The organism is Sphingobacterium sp. HSC-15S19, from assembly GCF_050433745.1.
Taxonomy (GTDB): domain Bacteria; phylum Bacteroidota; class Bacteroidia; order Sphingobacteriales; family Sphingobacteriaceae; genus Sphingobacterium; species Sphingobacterium siyangense.
Map to the genome: position 1 here is coordinate 1 of NZ_JBNPWQ010000028.1, position 15,399 is coordinate 15,399.

The following is a 15,399-nucleotide window of genomic DNA, read 5'->3' on the forward strand; positions in this document are numbered from 1 at the left end:
TACTAAATGTTCTCCGTGTACGTGACATAATATTGCTAATTTAATCTATTTATTTCATACCTTAAATTTATGTCTAGTTTTAGGGGAGCAGCATAAGTACCAGGTTATCTTTATTCTCTTTATAAATTAAATTTAAAATCATGAAATCTCCGACTGCCGCACCAGAGAAGAAAATTGCAAAAAATAAAAGTGGTAAATTTCCAGTAAAAATTGAATAAATCGCGGGTAAAAAGCCAACAAGGAGAAAAGGCATAACTACACCTAACATATAAGGTCTTACCCGTAACGGTTCTTTGCAATGAGCATATGGAGTGAGCATTTTCCAAATAATTCCAAACTTTATGGATTTGAAACCTTGCTTCGCAAAGGATGCGAATACAATGCCATGAATCAATTCATGAAGAACGACACCGATAATAATGACAATACCATAAACCCACCATGCATTCGAAGCTTTATTATATAGGCTATCTTTAATTGCCGCCAGCTCTTCCTTTAGATCCCACAGTAAACAAAAAGGTATCCCGTATAAGAGAATGAAAACAGCGAAAAACAACATGCCTATCATGTTAGCTTTAGACATACTAATCAATCTCGGCTCTACAACAAACCCTGGATAATCTATTAATTCATTCATTAATTTTCTCACATTATTCTCATCAACTACTCTTCAATTGCCAATAGCACAAGTCAAAACACCATTACTTTCTTTGAACTAGGGTAGAAAAAGTAATAATGTCTTCAAATTATATTTATAGAAGATGCTTTTCTCCTATAAATTTATACCATAGTTTATTCTTATAGCCTGCGATTCATCATTATTTAGTGGTATTAATTTATATACGGGCTTTATTTTTTTGATTATGTGCAACCATTGCACGGATAAGTAGCAAAATTAGAAAAATTCGATAGCCAAATATAATAATCAAGTTATGACTTTTTACTAACAACATAATTTAAATATCTTAATTTAAAGCCCAATCCAATGGAATAATTCTTATATTCACAACTTTTTAATAATTTCAATATCATGCTACTCTCCCCTTTTTTACTTATTTTGGGCCCATATATAAATAAAATGTTAACATTAATAGAAAACCGAAACCTAATAATTCACGTGTGCATTTCTTTCATATCTGGAAACTGTAAATAAGATAACGCCAAACAAGATACTCCTAATCAGAAGACTTGCAAACCCTCCTTCTATCCCATAATTTCCTCCCAACCAATAATCATTGGTTGGCAAAATAAGACTATATAAACCACTTTTTGTTGTTCCACTCATTGGAAGTGAAAATAACCATTGAATATAATTCCAACCAAAGTGTAATCCAACAGGATAATATATAGATTTTGTATGAATATAAGCATATGCATAAATTATACCACCTAGAAAATGGGAAACAAATGCTGTGGTCGTAAAATGAGAATTTCCTAGATGACATGCAGCAAATAAGACAGCTGAAATTAGTACTGATTTTTTCTTATCAAAAAATCTACGCAACCCGCGAATCAAATAATACCGAAAGACAATCTCTTCAAAAAAAGCTGTACAGATACAAATTAAAAAAATATTAAATTGATCAGACATGGTAATAGTATTGGAGGCTATATCCAAGCCAAACAATAGAAAAAACACAATCAAAATAATACTTGATTGTAAAGTACCAAATATTAAAAGTTCTATTTTCTGTTTCAATAAATCAAAATTAGGACGAACCTAAGTAGCAAAGTACTTAGGTTCTTACGTAAAATAGTTTTTATTTTCAAAGCACTAAATTACCCATGAATTGCTGTAGGGCCACCAATGGATCCATCTAGATCTCTCTGTTGAGCCTGAAAAAATCGACCTAAAACCCAAAAAAAAGCTTCTGTCATACCATCTCCACCGTTTACTTCAATAATCTCAGAATTAGTCAATTCTGTTAGTTCTATTTTGTTCATAAATTTACAATTTTATAAAGCTTCACCATTTATTCCTCTTTCAAATGCAGCAACGTTTTGTCTCCAATCAGCAACGACATTATATAAAAATGTCCCCAAAGCAGCTTGCCACCATCCCCCATCAATTACTTCCATTTCTTTCGCATCCATTTCCTGAACACCGAAACCTTTTAAATCTAATGTATTCATTTTTTTGATTTATAAAAAATTAGTCCCTACTCTATTGTTAGCCTTTTCGGATTCCTGCTCTATTGATCAACACTACTAAATTACTTTTGCTCAATGCACAAAAAAAGCATTCAGAAAATGATTTGAAATAAAATTATCACCCGCATTTGCTTGTCTCATCTGATTTAAATCCAGCAAATGAATATTTTCCTGCTGAACCTCTACCTTGATTTGGATTGAATAGTCTTTTTCATAGTAATACGTATTAAGCGATCTATCAAAAGTAATTGGAGCACCAATATCTCTAAGATATTCAATAATACGGGCCAATCGTGACACAGAAAGCCCGAGGCGGACTGCTAGTTCTGACTGCGTCCCCGTCCTTCTTTGGCGGATCAACTTGTCCAACAAATTAATCCGATCTATATATTGAAATAGCTTCATAATGATTTTAATTTATCGATCCATAAATCTGATAGCGCAGCATGAGCTGATTGAACACCACAGTATATTTGCTGCGGATCGTTTCCGACTCCGCTTTAATCAAATTACTTTTACTCGTATTGACATCATAGATCGATGCCTTGCCCGCTTCAAAACTCCGCAAGGTGTAATCCAAAGATTGCGCTGTTGCCGTGCTCGCTTCTACCGCAATACCATATTGCTTTCTGTTCTCATCCAATTCAAGCAATAGCTTATCTAAGATCTGCTGCTGAGCAAACTTTTCATTATCAATCGCCAATTGTATATTTTGCTGGTTCAAGTCGATCTGCTTCAACTGACGTTTTGTTTTTCCTTTGTTGAAGATGGGCACCGAAACCGTCACAGCGAGCTGCTGGGCAAAGTTGTCTTTACTCTGTACAAAAAAAGATCGCGTATTGTCCGCTTTAAAAGCATTGAAATAGGTACTCCCCAAACCAGCGGATCCTTTTACCGTCGGAAATAACGCTGCTTTAACCAACTTGGACTCGACCTCAAGTCCAACAGCTTGACTTCGAAACTTAGCAAATACCGGATTATGCAAATAAGCTTCTTCCCGCAGGTTCGATATATCCGAAAAAGTATGCTCTTGCAGAAGATCACTCTCCGCTACTGGGACAGCCAGGCTTAAGTTATTATAGTCCGGGTAGTTCATCAGCTGGGCTAGTTTGAGCAAGGACTGTTGTCTATCTTTGTGATATTGTTGGTATTGCTGTTTCTCCCGTGCCAGATTGGCTTTTGCTTCGGCAACTACCGACACTGCTGTTGCCCCTACCGCCGTACTTTTCTGGGCCTTATCCAAGAGTTGCTGTGAAAACTGCATGGCCGAATCCTGTGAGACCAGCAGTGCCTGAGCCAGCAAGGTCTGCAGATAGGCTTCCATCTTCCATCAGCTGAACGGTAAGATTCCGTTTCAATATCTCTTTTTCGATATGTTCCTGTTCCGCTTCGGAAGCAGCTTTCTTGGCCTGGTTTCGAAAATAGTTATATTGGTATAGGGTCAGCTCCGCATTGATCCCCATGTTGCTATTCAGGTTGTCATTGCGCCGAATCGTACCAAACACATCCTGTGATGATCCAAAAGTGGTATAACCATTTGCGTAGCCGCTCACACTTGGCAAGCGTTCCCGCACTGCCATTTCCTGATCCAGCACTTTTATCTTAGCCTTGATGTCCTGCTGTTTGATCGGCAGATTATAAGCCACAGCATAGTCGATACAATCCTGTAAAGTCCAGGCTCGCTGCGCCAGTACATTCGTAGATAACAGTATGTTTATAGTAATAAACCAACACTTTATCCTACTTCTTTGATAATTGTTCATCATTGAATAAAAAACAACAGTTAGTTTAACACGATCGATTGCTTTTTCCACATATCCTTATAGGCAGACTCTTGGGCTAACAACTGATTATGCTCCCTTTGTTCGATAAGTACACCATCTTTAAGCACCATAATGGTATCGGCCTCGGCAATCGTACTCAACCGATGGGCAATCACAATCATCGTCTTACCCGAATCTTTAAAGCGACGGAATGCCCGCTGGATTACCTGTTCTGTTGAAGTATCCAAAGCTGAAGTTGCTTCGTCTAAAATCAGAATGTCCGGATTGCGGTATAATGCTCGTGCAATGGCAATTCGTTGCCGCTGTCCACCGGATAGCATGGATCCATTTTCACCCAGCTGAGTTTCAAAACCGGCTGGCAACTTTTCAATAAAAGACATCATGTCCAATTCATTGACCACCTGCAAGAGACGCTGAAAATTGGGAATATCCTCACCAACAGCAATATTGCTGACAATATTACCCGAAAAAAGATCGATCTGTTGGGGCACGATGGCAATGCGTTCCCGAAGGGAGCTCTTCGAAATATAGTTCAGATCGTATTGCCCAATAGAAATCTTCCCCTCCTGTAATGGATACAGCTGTTGAATAAGCGCTCCCAGCGTAGTCTTACCGCTTCCACTTTCTCCGATCACAGCCGTCATCTTGCTCTGTTGTATCCGGCAGCTAAAATTTCGGAATACCTCTACCCGTGATCCGTAAGAAAAACGAACATTATCAAAGACAATATCCCCAACCAGATCCGAAGTAAGCTGTAATTTTTCTTCTGATTCTTCGCGCTCCAGATCCATAATTTCAAACAGGCGATCTGCTGCAATCAATGCATTTTGCAATGTCTTGTTCATGCCGATCAATTGCGTCACCGGACCTGTAAAATAACCGATCAGGGCGTAAAATGAGAGTAGTTCTCCCGGTGTGATCGTACGTTCGATCACATAGTATGAGCCAACCCATAAGAGGATAATGGTAAATAACCGTGACAATAACTCGCCAGAGGTACTGGAAAACAAGCCATTCATCACCGAGGCATAAATGGTTTTCAATACATGCGAAAACCGATTGTCTGTACCACTATTAAAATAAGTTTCAATGCCAAACTGCTTGATAGTCTTGACCGAATTGAGCGATTCGACCAGATGAGATTCCAGTTCGGCCCCTTCTTCCATCATCCGGTGCTCTACTTTTTTGTTCAGTTTATTCGAAAGCCAATAGACCCCAAGATAAAAAGGGATAACAAGCAACATGATCAAAGCCAGCTTCCAGAAGTAGGTAAACATAAGCGCAAAGGAAAAGACTACGATCAACACATTAACGACCGCTTGTATGGCTACATCGTTGATAAAAGCACGAATTTTGACTGCATCATTGACCCGCGATATAATCTCGCCTACTTTCATTGTATCAAAGAAGCGTTGCGGAAGGCTCAGCAAGTGCTTATAGTAACCCAAAATCAGGTATTTATCGATCCTTTGCCCCGTCTGCAGGACCATGACACTTTTCAATGTACCAATGAGCAACTGAAAAATCAGAATGACCAACATACCGATCGAAAGAAGGTTCAATAAGCGCAGATTGCCATCGACCAGTACATAATCGGTAATTTTCTCAATGTAAAACGATGTTGAAAGCCCCAGCAGCGTATACACAGCAGCTCCCACCAGTGCCTGAACGATCACCGAGCGATGCGGCCGGATCAGATTCCAGAATCTCTTGTAAACATCGATCTTCTCATTTTTCTGTTCAAAATATTCATTGGGTTCCATTAAGATCAACACCCCAGTCCAAATCTTCTGAAAGGCCTCAAAGGTATATTTTTCTACTTTTCCCAAACCAGGATCCATCACCGTAATTTTATCCTTTTCCACCTGATAGATTACCACATAGTGTTGGAGCTGCTCTTTGAGCACAACATGGGCAATTGCTGGTAAAGGTATCTGCGGAATGGCATCTATAGCGCCCTTGACACCTTTGGCATTAAAACCCATTTGTTGCAGTCCTTGAACCATACCTAACACATTGGTACCACGCGTATCGGTGTGACAGAATTGTCTAATCTTGGCAATAGGAATATGTGTACCATAATAGCCCGCAATAGAAGCCAGACAGGCCGCCCCACAGTCACGGATATCGTGCTGCCTAACGCAAACAGGAGATTTTTTCATTACAAATTTACTGTTGTCAGATTAATAAAGAAATTTTTATAATGCGCTCGTTTTAGCGCCAAGATTTGGATTGAACAGATTGTCGGCCCGATCGAACAGGAGCTGCCATAACGTACGGTCCAAGAGGTAAAACCGCGCATTAAATGTATTTCCCTTTCCTACAAAGGCCTTATTTCCATTGGGGAGGCTCAGAAAGTTTTGATCCATACGGCACCTGACCTTAAAAAAGGATCCTTTTTGTTGATCGTTTACCAGATTGTAGTCAATATCATGCACTGTCCCCGAAAGAAATCCCCATTGGTTATAATTATACGTGTCCATCTGGAATTTGACCGATTGATTCTTTTTAATATAGCCGATCGATTTGGCAGGCACCATACATTCAGCTATAAGCTGATCCTCTGGCGAAATTTCCAAAATATCCTGTCCCTGCACGAGCTGTCCTCCTTTTTGATATCCTTTAAAATTAACCACTGTACCTGTTATGGGCGCTCGAACAATATAATTTTGACCATCAATCAAGATAGACTTTTTCTCGGACGACAGCGACTGTGCTTTCTGTTTCAGTTCGACCAACTTAGCGCTCCATTGCGCCATCTGCTGCTTCCGTATCGTCAAAAACTGATTTTCAAGTTGTTCAAAAGAGTATTGTGTTTTATCAAGTTCTGCTTGGGAAACCACCCCCTGGCTGAATAGCTGATTATGTCGGTCCAGTTCACGGCGTGCTAAGGTAAGCTGCGACTGTATTTCAGACATACGTTGTTCCATGGACAGATATTCCAGTTGATATTGTCCACTTTGCAGACTTTTTGCCCTACCATCAAGAATAAGTTTTAGATCAGCGATTTGCCTCGCATAGTCATCCGTTAAACCCTTATTTAGAGACAATTTATTTTCCAGATCTTCGGAAACAATGATTAGTAGTGTATCCCCCTGTTTTACCTGCTGATTGTTGCCTACTATACGGTTGTCAATAATACGGCCACTAACCAAGGATAGCATCTTTGTATTCTCCATCGTAGGCCTGACGATTCCCTGTGCCGAAATTGAAATCGGCACTTTGATAAGCGGTAATAATATCAACCCTATAATTATAGCCACTATCAGCAGCAGGTATATAATATTTGTTCTTTTCATCTTGGTTTTAATCAACAATACAAAACTGTCTATTGTTGATTAAATCCACCACAACCTGAGGTTGTATTTTTAAATTTTCATCAAAATCTGTACTTGACACCCACCGCACTATATCCAACTAAATTCTTAAAAGATTGAAAATTTTCAATTCCATTTTGATTATTAAAAACAGACAAAACAGCGTTGTTTTTAAAACCTAAATTCTGCAACATGTTTTCACAAGTCAATATCAGTTCTAGCTTTTTACTAATGATATATACCGAGGAAAGATCTATATCCATAAACTCGCGCCGTTGATCAACACTATTTATAACGCTATATTTAAGCATTGTCTTCCATTCCGTCCTTTTATGATTAAATTTTGGCCCCAACAAAATCATTAGTGAGTTCTGATCCGTTAGAAGTCCATCTTGATAACCATACCGTGTATAATCGTTTTTGAGGGTCATAGAAATGTTGATCGCTCCTGAGGAAAAAGAATTTAGATTTAGCATATAACCATGATTCCGCTGCTTAATCTGCGATTCTCCAGCACCCGAAAACTGATAAGAGCGGTTGTTCTGATAGTTATAGAACAAGGAAACATTCATAGGAAACTGATCTTTAAAAAGATTTTGTGCATAAGAGACATCTAGCCCTACATTTCGATACCCCTGAACCAATTTCAAATTTCTTAAAAGCGGAAAAGTCATATCAATAAATTGTACCAGCGCTTTTTCACTGTGCTGTCTATAGAGATTTATTCTAAAAGATTGCCCTTTAAATGGAAAATCATATAAATAGCCGAGCTTTACTGTATTGATTGCATAAATATCATGCAGCAATTGATGGTTTCCAAGTATTGTCTGATCATAAGAGATTACGCGCTGGCTTAGCCCTGATTTGACGTCAGGTGCTTGGGTAGTTCTTCCCCAATTAAAAATTAAACGATTTTTCTTAAATCGATCCAAAAAGTAATCCAAATTAATGTTAGCCAATAAAAAAGTAGAAGTAGATATAGAATCAAATACTTCGATTCTTTGACGCTGCAAGGCTATTGTACTACGAAGGTTAAAGCGTTTTAAATTAAAATTTGCTTCTGTGCGAGCTATATATCGCGTTTTGGCTTGGTTAATATTATCAGGAATAAAGCTATTATGTATATTACTATAAGATAATTCATAGACAAGTGTATTTACTTTTCCCAAAAGCTGTCTCAAATTAGTATGCAATATACTTTCATTGCTTGAAAATTTAATATTCTGTTTATTCCGATTAGTCTGCTCTTTCGTTGTCTCTAAATATTGAAGTTGCCAAGTATCTCTTGAAATCTCATTTTTCCAGTCCCAGCCCATATTCCAGGCTAAGGCATTATTTATCTTGGTCTCATAAGTCAAACGATTTGATAAAATATTGCTCCTCTGCTCCGTCATCTCTCCGAGATTAAAAAGCTCCTTTGTTTGAGGATATATTGATTCGTAACTTCCCTCTCCTTTCAAACGGTCTTGATAACTGGAAAAGATATTTTTGGCAATACTACTTTCACTCAATTTATATCGGAAATTCAACATAGTACCGATCATTCTAGCGCGCAAACTATCCGTACTATTTTTTTCATAAAGATTATTTCCTAAAAATCTGGAATTCTCTTCAGAGAGTCGGATGGACTTCAAATAATTTAAATTCAGAACCGCTTGTAATGAATATCGCTCCGTGTTCTTTTTAATCATTGTCGCATTCAATAAGCTAGATTCATTATTTAGCGTAATGTCCTTCGTATAAAATACCTTCTTATTCTGAGAGGAATAATAACTTGAAGCGACATTGTTAGAACGTATTGCGCCTGCATAATCCTCACTCGACCAGTCCTTATCAAAGACATTATTGATATTCGTCAACGAAAACAAAGAAAGATTGTCGCCAAAATAAAAGAGAAAGGGTTTAAATTTATACTTATTCTTATAGCCTAGAAATGCTTCCACATTTCCTTTCAATATATTCGTAAAACTATCTTTCACCTTTAGATCCAACACTTTCTCTTCATGCTCATTGCCAAGATTGACACGAAATGGATCCTGATAATTGGCAATCACTCTTATGTGATCTAACATTCCAGATTCCATGTTCTCCAAAGCTATTTTATTTTGAAACTCGAAGACTTCTTTACCATTGATCAGAATTTTATTAATCTCTTTCCCACCATGCACGATTTTGTAATTTTCATCGACTTTGAATCCAGGAATCCGTAATAAAATCTCTTTCAGATTGTCTCTATCTTGAAGATTCAAAGCCTTAAGATTATAGACCGTCGTATCATTATTAAAGGACGCAAAGCCTTTGTTCATATTTACCAATACTTCATCCATGCGAATAGACTCATCGCTTAGCATGATCACTGCAGGAAAATCAGATGCTTTACTCACTTTAGTTCGAAAAGTTTGAAAAGACATAGATCTCACCTTTAGTATGAACGGAAATCCATGTTCACGCAAACGGTATCTGCCTTTGTCGTCCGTCGTCATATAGTGCAGCATACGATCAGAATCCTGTACACTATAGAGACTAATTATTGCTCCTGAAATCGGATCTCCACTGGTTCGGGAAACTACACGACCATCAAGCAGCTGGGCTGAAGCACAATAACAAGAAAAAATTAAGAATAAAATGAAGAAAATACCCGACCAAAACCTCATTTGTTGTCCTAATCAATAATATTTTCAGTTTTCATCTTTTTTAGCAAAGGGGCTACCTGTTCTCTATACTTGGCGTAAGAAATACCAGTCTTTTTCTGAGCTGCATTCATTTGATTTTCGATATTCTTGGAAAATGCCTCTTTTGTTATTTTATCGATTTTGATAACATAGTAATCATTCTCCAACAAAACTGCCAAACCCGGAAGTTTAGCTCCGATATAGGGTCCAAAACTAATCGGATAATCTTCACAAAACCATACTACGGTATTGAAAGGATCATTCTTAAGGACTGCTTTACGGCAATTAAAATTGCCAACTTTCATTATTTCCTGTTTTACATCCCATTGTAATACTGCCGGCGAGTCTCGCACCTTAAATTGCTTACCGCGGAATAGATCTTCAAAATATAGGTTACCGGCCTGATCATAAAAAGAGAATAAATGTTTGAATGGGGGAGGACCATCCAATCCAATTTCTTTCTGTTCCAAGAGGATCGATCTCCCCTTGGATACATCAACATACAATGCATATTGCACTTCGAAACCCTCAATCAAATCTTTATATCCTTGCAAAAACACTGGATCATTTACTTCTTGCTCCAATCTCGCATTGAGAGAAGAGGAAAGCAATGTTCCTTTATAGGTAATCTTATATTGATTTTGCGCAACACAAAGTAACGCATATATACAAAAACTAAACGATAACAATATTTTTTTCATATGTTGATTTTTTCACGAATAGAATACTAATCGCAGCCAAAATTATATAAATAAGATTAAGAGTTAAATGTTCCTTGAATGGTAATTGCGCCATAATACCACCACAGCCGCAGGAAGGATAAAAATAGTATAATTCTAATATAATAATATAGAGGGTATAAACTGAAAAAAGAAGAATAGTCAAATAAAATCCTATTTTTCGATAGGCCAATAAGAAGAAAGCAACAATCAACTCCGCAACGATCACAGCTATCGCAAAATACTTCACTGAATTTACATAAAACAAATTAGTTCCAACTAATGTATCCATGAAAGTTTCAAAATTTTTAATCTTTTGATATACAGAAATCATGAGTAACACAAAAAGCCCAAATTGTATAACCGATACAATAAAATATAAAAGATATCTTTTCATAAAGTTATTTTTTGAAAAATAACGTAATCTTGGCATAACGACCAGACCTATATTTATCCCCAAATATTAAGCTAAACTTATCAGCCGTTAAATGATTGGTGAAGATGGGATAAGAATATTGACTGATATCAAAATCAAAATTGAGCTTAAAGCTATCTTTATATTTTCCTTCCACGAGATCATACCGATCATAAAGTATATAACTATTTTTAGTACTGATAATATTTGTCCGTACATACAAAATATTGTCAAAGATTTCTAGACCTTTATACAACCCTTCCAGCTGTATATTGTATGCCTTATTGGACTTCCCCTTAAAATCAAAGGTATCTATAGTGGTAATTTCACGAACAAATCTTCCGTCTTGATCAAATTCATAAAAGCTTGATCGATTATCGAACACATACAGTATACGATCTTGGAATACATAAAATTTACCACCATAGACACCAGGGTCTCCATTAACGGGATCTTTAGTCTCAATTGCTTTTATCAATGTTTGAGTTTGTTGCAAGGTATCAATAAGGTAAAAACCCAATTTTTCATCCTTTACTCCTGTGGATAGCAAAACATCTGGTTTCTTGCTGAGCTTGGCTGTACTAATTACAGTATATCCATCAAAATTGACAATATTCAATTTTTCAGAAACCAAGTTATACGTACCAAAACTTTTTCCTTTTGTAGATGAATTATAGAAATATATACTATGTTCATCTTGTCCTATAACCAATCCAAAGGGATATTTTTTTGATAGGTCCATCGTATGATGTTCAAGATTAGCAACATCCCAATAATGAACTTGTTGATTACTCTCTTTGAGATAATACCGTTCCACACCGGAACTTGCTATTTGATATAGTTTATCACCAAAATCTGCAGGTTTTAATGATTTAGTATAAGGTACAGCCTCCAAATCATTTTGCAAATCACCGTAGATGGTCTTTCCTTCAATTTGAAGTGCATCACAAACAACAATATTTCGCTTTTCTAGTGCATTGAAGCTGCTTGGTGATTTTAAACCACAGGAAATCAACAACACTAAACTTGGTATTAACAATTGGATTTTCATTAGATGAATTTATATACTTAAATTTTACTGATTGTCTGAGGGTGTTGGTTGGGATTCCTCATCTGGCATTGGTTCAACATGAGAATTATCAGAACCTTTATAAACCAAACCCCACAGAATACAAGAAGATCTACTTCCTTCACCAAATCAATCTTAGAAATACCTACAAGAGTAAATATTACCGCCAATAAGGCAAGAGAATTTTTTTTTATTGTTTTCATAAAAAAAAAAATTATTTATTGATTCCTACTCTATTTTAAAGCTTTTTCGGCAACTGCTTTTGTTGATCAACGATACAAATTTGGGCATTACCCATTACGTCCACCACAACCTGAGGTTGTATTTTAAAATTTATTAGATATTTTTGCATGATTCACCAACAACTATAAATGAAATTTTTCGATATATTCCCAACTTTCGCCGAATCCCCCTATTCCTATATTGTCGTACCGATTATATTGGTATGCAGCATCATTGGATTTTATAATAAATCGTTTTTCCATGCACTGATCCTGCACCCCTACGAAATAGCAAGAGGTAAGCGTATTCATACTTTGCTTACCTCGGCTTTGATTCATCGCAACTGGATTCACCTCTTGTTTAATTGTATTGTAATTTTTGGATTAGGGTATGATATGTGTGCTGTCTTAAATCAAGCACACGGAATTACTATTGCTTACGTCTTTACTATATTTATTTTTCTCCTTCTTATAATCCTACCAAATCTCATCCAAACACTTTTTAAAAAGAAAGACTTCACATTTACCGCTGTGGGTTCATCTGGCCTTTCCTTTGGACTATTCGGTTTTTCTGGACTATTTTTCCCTTTGCAAAAAATGAATCATTTATTCATTCCATGGATTCATAATTCAACGCACTATTGGATATATGCTTTACTAACATCAGTACTACTTTCCCTCATCAAAATATCCAAAATAAATAGATCCTTACACTTGGTCGCATTTGTTCTTGGCTCCATATTAGCACTAATTATGAGCCCCTATGCTATCGAATTGAAAGACGCATTTTAAGGTTTAAGATAATTCCATATGGATTCTAACCAATTTGTATTTTTCTCACCCTCCCGCTCCGATCCTCCTTCAATCTCCAACACTTCATTTGCATCCAACTCGCTAACATTAATTTCTTTTAATTTCTTTTCCATGATATCTCAATATTTATTTTTATCAAAATTCATGGAAAAGAGGCTGAGCTACCACAACCTAGGGTTATAGACTATAACTAGAAGTTTTAACATTGAAAAACTTCACAACTTCAAGTTATATTTATTAAATTAGGCCATTCGATAATTTGGGTTTTTAAAGAATGGCAAGAGAAGAAATCGGAACAATTATTAGGCAGAAAAGAGAAAGTCTCAGGATATCACAGGAAGCTGTTGCATTCGTTTTGGAGATATCACAGGCTGCCTATTCAAAAATCGAACGCAATGAGACGAAGCTAAAGGTAGAGCAGGTATACAAAATAGCGGATTATTTTGGTATCACGATCTATGAACTTTTACCACCTGCTTTGGCTAGCGATATAACAGGAGAGAATATATTTGGCTTAATCTATTATTATAGCAAACTTGTTCTAAAGAAAATAATTGCCTTATTTCAAGGGAAACGATCTCAAAGTAAAGCCTAATCCCCCGCTTACACTTCTCCTTATTTTTTAATAGACTTCAACACCTTATCCAATACTGGATCTTTCCCCTTGATAACATCATCAACACTCCGCACGACAGGAATATCCGGCATGACACCCCGCCCCGCTTCGTTTACTTGATAATAAGGTTTGACATCCATTAGGCCAAAACGCCAACGCAGATGGGAGTTTGGAAGTTTCAGCACTGGAAGAACTCCCGCAACTGTGCCACTAGCTGCCCCACCTGTCTCCTCGCCCACAAACACAGCCCGCTTCCCAACTTTTAGATTTGTAGCAATTAAACTCGCAGCAGAAAAAGTACCGCCATCAATCAATACAAATAAATCACCGCGATAGCGACTGCCTTTTGATTTCTCGACTTTGCTCCCTGTAAGGTGGGTATAATTTATCCCATCTTTGGAGAAGCTCTTTGTCCAGGATACTACAGCACTTGGAATAATAAATGGTGATAAAATGGGATAAGACCAGCTCGGCAATCCTTTTACCTGATAAAACGGCAAGTTGAATTTTGAGGTGATAACTGCCGGCTGAACAAATTGGAATTTATCCTCTTCCACTAAGTAACTGTATAGTTCACGGACATCGGACAAACGTCCGCCCAAATTGCCACGAAGATCCAAGATCAGGTATTGGACCGAATTAAGCCCCAGCCGATCAAAAATCCTTCTATAGGCTTCTTTTGGACGCCCATATGAAAAGTCAACCACTTTCAATAAAGCAACACTACTATCGCCTTTAACAGGGAAAGAGAGCTGTTTACTCATTCTTTTTAGATTGGCATTATACCCAAAGATTTTACGCTGCTTTTTTAGATCACTTTTCTTCTGATCAGGTTGGCTCACTTTTTTCACAACCGTGGTCCTTATCCCTGATTTAGCCTTTGTATCGACACTGTCAAACCTTCTGACCACCGTCCGCTGATATGTACTATCGGCGCGAGAAAACAAAACCGAAATAGAATCTTTATATCCCAGTTCCAATTGGTAATACCGCGGTAATAAACGCTCAAAAGCCTGATCGATAAATGTCGTATTATAGCCGTCTGAAGTAAAGGTTGGACGATATTTTGTGTACAGATTTTGTGGTTTTATACCCTCAATAGAAAGAATTTTAGAGCCTGCTACCAAACTTGAATCTAACGTTCCATTTTTTGAGAGGTAGAGTGTATTTTCCTGCCAATGAAATCCCAATTGTGAAAAGGGACCCTTACTTTTTTGATAACGGACTTTATCCTTACCTTTCGGATCAAATTTGGAAATAAGGGGACTCAGCGTCATATGCCCCTGCCGAACTTGAGCCAGTACAGATGCTAATGCCAACTGAAACTGATTGGGCAATAATGGCTGGCGGATCGCCCTACGAAGGCTGTCGAACTTAACCTTTAACTGATCTTCCCGCACATATAGAAACAAGTCTGGATGCATTTTCCATAAGTTATGCTCAACATAGTTGATATCTTGCTGCATAGCTTCCACCGCCAGGGGAGTTTCAATAAATCGATTGTACTTCTCGACATTTGCACAGCTCAGCAATGTCAGCACATACACCAATACGAATAGATAAATAGTTGGCCTTTTCATTTGTAGTAAGATACAAAAAAAAGCCTTCCAATTTTCATGAAA

The 15,399-nt window shown here is 37.2% G+C and carries 17 protein-coding genes; 2 read left to right on the forward strand and 15 right to left on the reverse strand.

The features are described 5' to 3' along the window. Positions 1 to 79 precede the first annotated feature (79 nt). The 13 genes from L1283_RS20310 to L1283_RS20370 all read right to left on the reverse strand — a co-directional run bounded on the left by L1283_RS20310 (position 80) and on the right by L1283_RS20370 (position 12,109). Entirely contained in the window at positions 80 to 637 is a 558-nt protein-coding gene (locus L1283_RS20310) for a DUF3267 domain-containing protein (protein WP_429626391.1), read from the reverse strand. Positions 638 to 1,105: 468 nt separating this feature from the next. Continuing rightward, positions 1,106 to 1,699 carry a CPBP family intramembrane glutamic endopeptidase gene (locus tag L1283_RS20315; RefSeq protein WP_429626392.1) on the reverse strand — a complete coding sequence of 198 codons (594 nt, stop codon included), beginning with the start codon at positions 1,697 to 1,699 and terminating at the stop codon, positions 1,106 to 1,108. A gap of 80 nt (positions 1,700 to 1,779) precedes the next feature. Then, positions 1,780 to 1,944, reverse strand: coding sequence for a hypothetical protein (locus L1283_RS20320; RefSeq protein WP_157625908.1), 165 nt, complete (start codon positions 1,942 to 1,944; stop codon positions 1,780 to 1,782). 12 nt (positions 1,945 to 1,956) lie between these two features. Continuing rightward, positions 1,957 to 2,133, reverse strand: a complete 177-nt coding sequence (locus tag L1283_RS20325; RefSeq protein ID WP_175441997.1) for a hypothetical protein — start codon at positions 2,131 to 2,133, stop codon at positions 1,957 to 1,959. 90 nt (positions 2,134 to 2,223) lie between these two features. Beyond that, positions 2,224 to 2,556 carry a hypothetical protein gene (locus tag L1283_RS20330; protein ID WP_070566309.1) on the reverse strand — a complete coding sequence of 111 codons (333 nt, stop codon included), beginning with the start codon at positions 2,554 to 2,556 and terminating at the stop codon, positions 2,224 to 2,226. Positions 2,557 to 2,563: 7 nt separating this feature from the next. Further along, on the reverse strand, positions 2,564 to 3,475 hold the full coding sequence (locus L1283_RS20335; protein ID WP_429626393.1) for a TolC family protein: 912 nt from the start codon (positions 3,473 to 3,475) through the stop codon (positions 2,564 to 2,566). After that, a complete protein-coding gene (locus L1283_RS20340; RefSeq protein WP_429626394.1) occupies positions 3,387 to 3,965 on the reverse strand; it encodes a TolC family protein in 579 nt (192 codons plus the stop codon). The genes L1283_RS20335 and L1283_RS20340 overlap by 89 nt, the downstream gene beginning before the upstream one ends. Then, positions 3,935 to 6,097 (reverse strand): peptidase domain-containing ABC transporter, encoded by a 2,163-nt coding sequence (locus tag L1283_RS20345; RefSeq protein WP_429626396.1) that lies wholly within the window; start codon positions 6,095 to 6,097, stop codon positions 3,935 to 3,937. Before L1283_RS20345 ends, L1283_RS20340 begins: the two co-directional genes overlap by 31 nt. A gap of 36 nt (positions 6,098 to 6,133) precedes the next feature. Continuing rightward, positions 6,134 to 7,234, reverse strand: coding sequence for an HlyD family secretion protein (locus L1283_RS20350; RefSeq protein ID WP_286850966.1), 1,101 nt, complete (start codon positions 7,232 to 7,234; stop codon positions 6,134 to 6,136). Positions 7,235 to 7,314: 80 nt separating this feature from the next. Continuing rightward, a complete protein-coding gene (locus tag L1283_RS20355) occupies positions 7,315 to 9,906 on the reverse strand; it encodes a hypothetical protein (RefSeq protein ID WP_429626397.1) in 2,592 nt (863 codons plus the stop codon). An 8-nt stretch (positions 9,907 to 9,914) separates the two neighbouring features. Then, complete coding sequence (locus L1283_RS20360; protein ID WP_070566299.1) at positions 9,915 to 10,625, reverse strand: GLPGLI family protein; 711 nt, start codon at positions 10,623 to 10,625, stop codon at positions 9,915 to 9,917. After that, the gene (locus L1283_RS20365) at positions 10,600 to 11,040 is read right to left on the reverse strand and encodes a MauE/DoxX family redox-associated membrane protein (RefSeq protein WP_139144993.1); all 441 of its coding nucleotides are present in this window, start codon (positions 11,038 to 11,040) and stop codon (positions 10,600 to 10,602) included. Before L1283_RS20365 ends, L1283_RS20360 begins: the two co-directional genes overlap by 26 nt. A gap of 4 nt (positions 11,041 to 11,044) precedes the next feature. Then, positions 11,045 to 12,109 (reverse strand): hypothetical protein, encoded by a 1,065-nt coding sequence (locus tag L1283_RS20370; RefSeq protein WP_333885974.1) that lies wholly within the window; start codon positions 12,107 to 12,109, stop codon positions 11,045 to 11,047. A 389-nt stretch (positions 12,110 to 12,498) separates the two neighbouring features. On the opposite strand from L1283_RS20370, the gene L1283_RS20375 reads away from it, so the two are divergent. Then, positions 12,499 to 13,140, forward strand: coding sequence for a rhomboid family intramembrane serine protease (locus L1283_RS20375; protein ID WP_075991177.1), 642 nt, complete (start codon positions 12,499 to 12,501; stop codon positions 13,138 to 13,140). Here the strand turns inward: L1283_RS20375 and L1283_RS20380 are convergent. Next, positions 13,137 to 13,274 (reverse strand): hypothetical protein, encoded by a 138-nt coding sequence (locus L1283_RS20380; protein WP_157625900.1) that lies wholly within the window; start codon positions 13,272 to 13,274, stop codon positions 13,137 to 13,139. The genes L1283_RS20375 and L1283_RS20380 overlap by 4 nt on opposite strands. 161 nt (positions 13,275 to 13,435) lie before the next feature. Between L1283_RS20380 and L1283_RS20385 the strand changes: the two genes are divergently transcribed. Next, positions 13,436 to 13,756 carry a helix-turn-helix domain-containing protein gene (locus L1283_RS20385; RefSeq protein ID WP_429626398.1) on the forward strand — a complete coding sequence of 107 codons (321 nt, stop codon included), beginning with the start codon at positions 13,436 to 13,438 and terminating at the stop codon, positions 13,754 to 13,756. Positions 13,757 to 13,776: 20 nt separating this feature from the next. On the opposite strand, the gene L1283_RS20390 is transcribed toward L1283_RS20385, so the two are convergent. After that, on the reverse strand, positions 13,777 to 15,357 hold the full coding sequence (locus L1283_RS20390) for a S41 family peptidase (protein WP_429626399.1): 1,581 nt from the start codon (positions 15,355 to 15,357) through the stop codon (positions 13,777 to 13,779). Between the last annotated feature and the right edge of the window lie 42 nt (positions 15,358 to 15,399).

Bases quoted from the DNA above. Each gene is read 5' to 3' on its own strand.
- L1283_RS20310 (WP_429626391.1), bottom strand. From the start codon at position 637: ATGAATGAATTAATAGATTATCCAGGGTTTGTTGTAGAGCCGAGATTG.
- L1283_RS20320 (WP_157625908.1), bottom strand. From the start codon at position 1,944: ATGAACAAAATAGAACTAACAGAATTGACTAATTCTGAGATTATTGAA.
- L1283_RS20325 (WP_175441997.1), bottom strand. From the start codon at position 2,133: ATGAATACATTAGATTTAAAAGGTTTCGGTGTTCAGGAAATGGATGCG.
- L1283_RS20330 (WP_070566309.1), bottom strand. From the start codon at position 2,556: ATGAAGCTATTTCAATATATAGATCGGATTAATTTGTTGGACAAGTTG.
- L1283_RS20335 (WP_429626393.1), bottom strand. From the start codon at position 3,475: ATGGAAGCCTATCTGCAGACCTTGCTGGCTCAGGCACTGCTGGTCTCA.
- L1283_RS20345 (WP_429626396.1), bottom strand. From the start codon at position 6,097: ATGAAAAAATCTCCTGTTTGCGTTAGGCAGCACGATATCCGTGACTGT.
- L1283_RS20350 (WP_286850966.1), bottom strand. From the start codon at position 7,234: ATGAAAAGAACAAATATTATATACCTGCTGCTGATAGTGGCTATAATT.
- L1283_RS20355 (WP_429626397.1), bottom strand. From the start codon at position 9,906: ATGAGGTTTTGGTCGGGTATTTTCTTCATTTTATTCTTAATTTTTTCT.
- L1283_RS20360 (WP_070566299.1), bottom strand. From the start codon at position 10,625: ATGAAAAAAATATTGTTATCGTTTAGTTTTTGTATATATGCGTTACTT.
- L1283_RS20365 (WP_139144993.1), bottom strand. From the start codon at position 11,040: ATGAAAAGATATCTTTTATATTTTATTGTATCGGTTATACAATTTGGG.
- L1283_RS20370 (WP_333885974.1), bottom strand. From the start codon at position 12,109: ATGAAAATCCAATTGTTAATACCAAGTTTAGTGTTGTTGATTTCCTGT.
- L1283_RS20375 (WP_075991177.1), top strand. From the start codon at position 12,499: ATGAAATTTTTCGATATATTCCCAACTTTCGCCGAATCCCCCTATTCC.
- L1283_RS20380 (WP_157625900.1), bottom strand. From the start codon at position 13,274: ATGGAAAAGAAATTAAAAGAAATTAATGTTAGCGAGTTGGATGCAAAT.
- L1283_RS20385 (WP_429626398.1), top strand. From the start codon at position 13,436: ATGGCAAGAGAAGAAATCGGAACAATTATTAGGCAGAAAAGAGAAAGT.
- L1283_RS20390 (WP_429626399.1), bottom strand. From the start codon at position 15,357: ATGAAAAGGCCAACTATTTATCTATTCGTATTGGTGTATGTGCTGACA.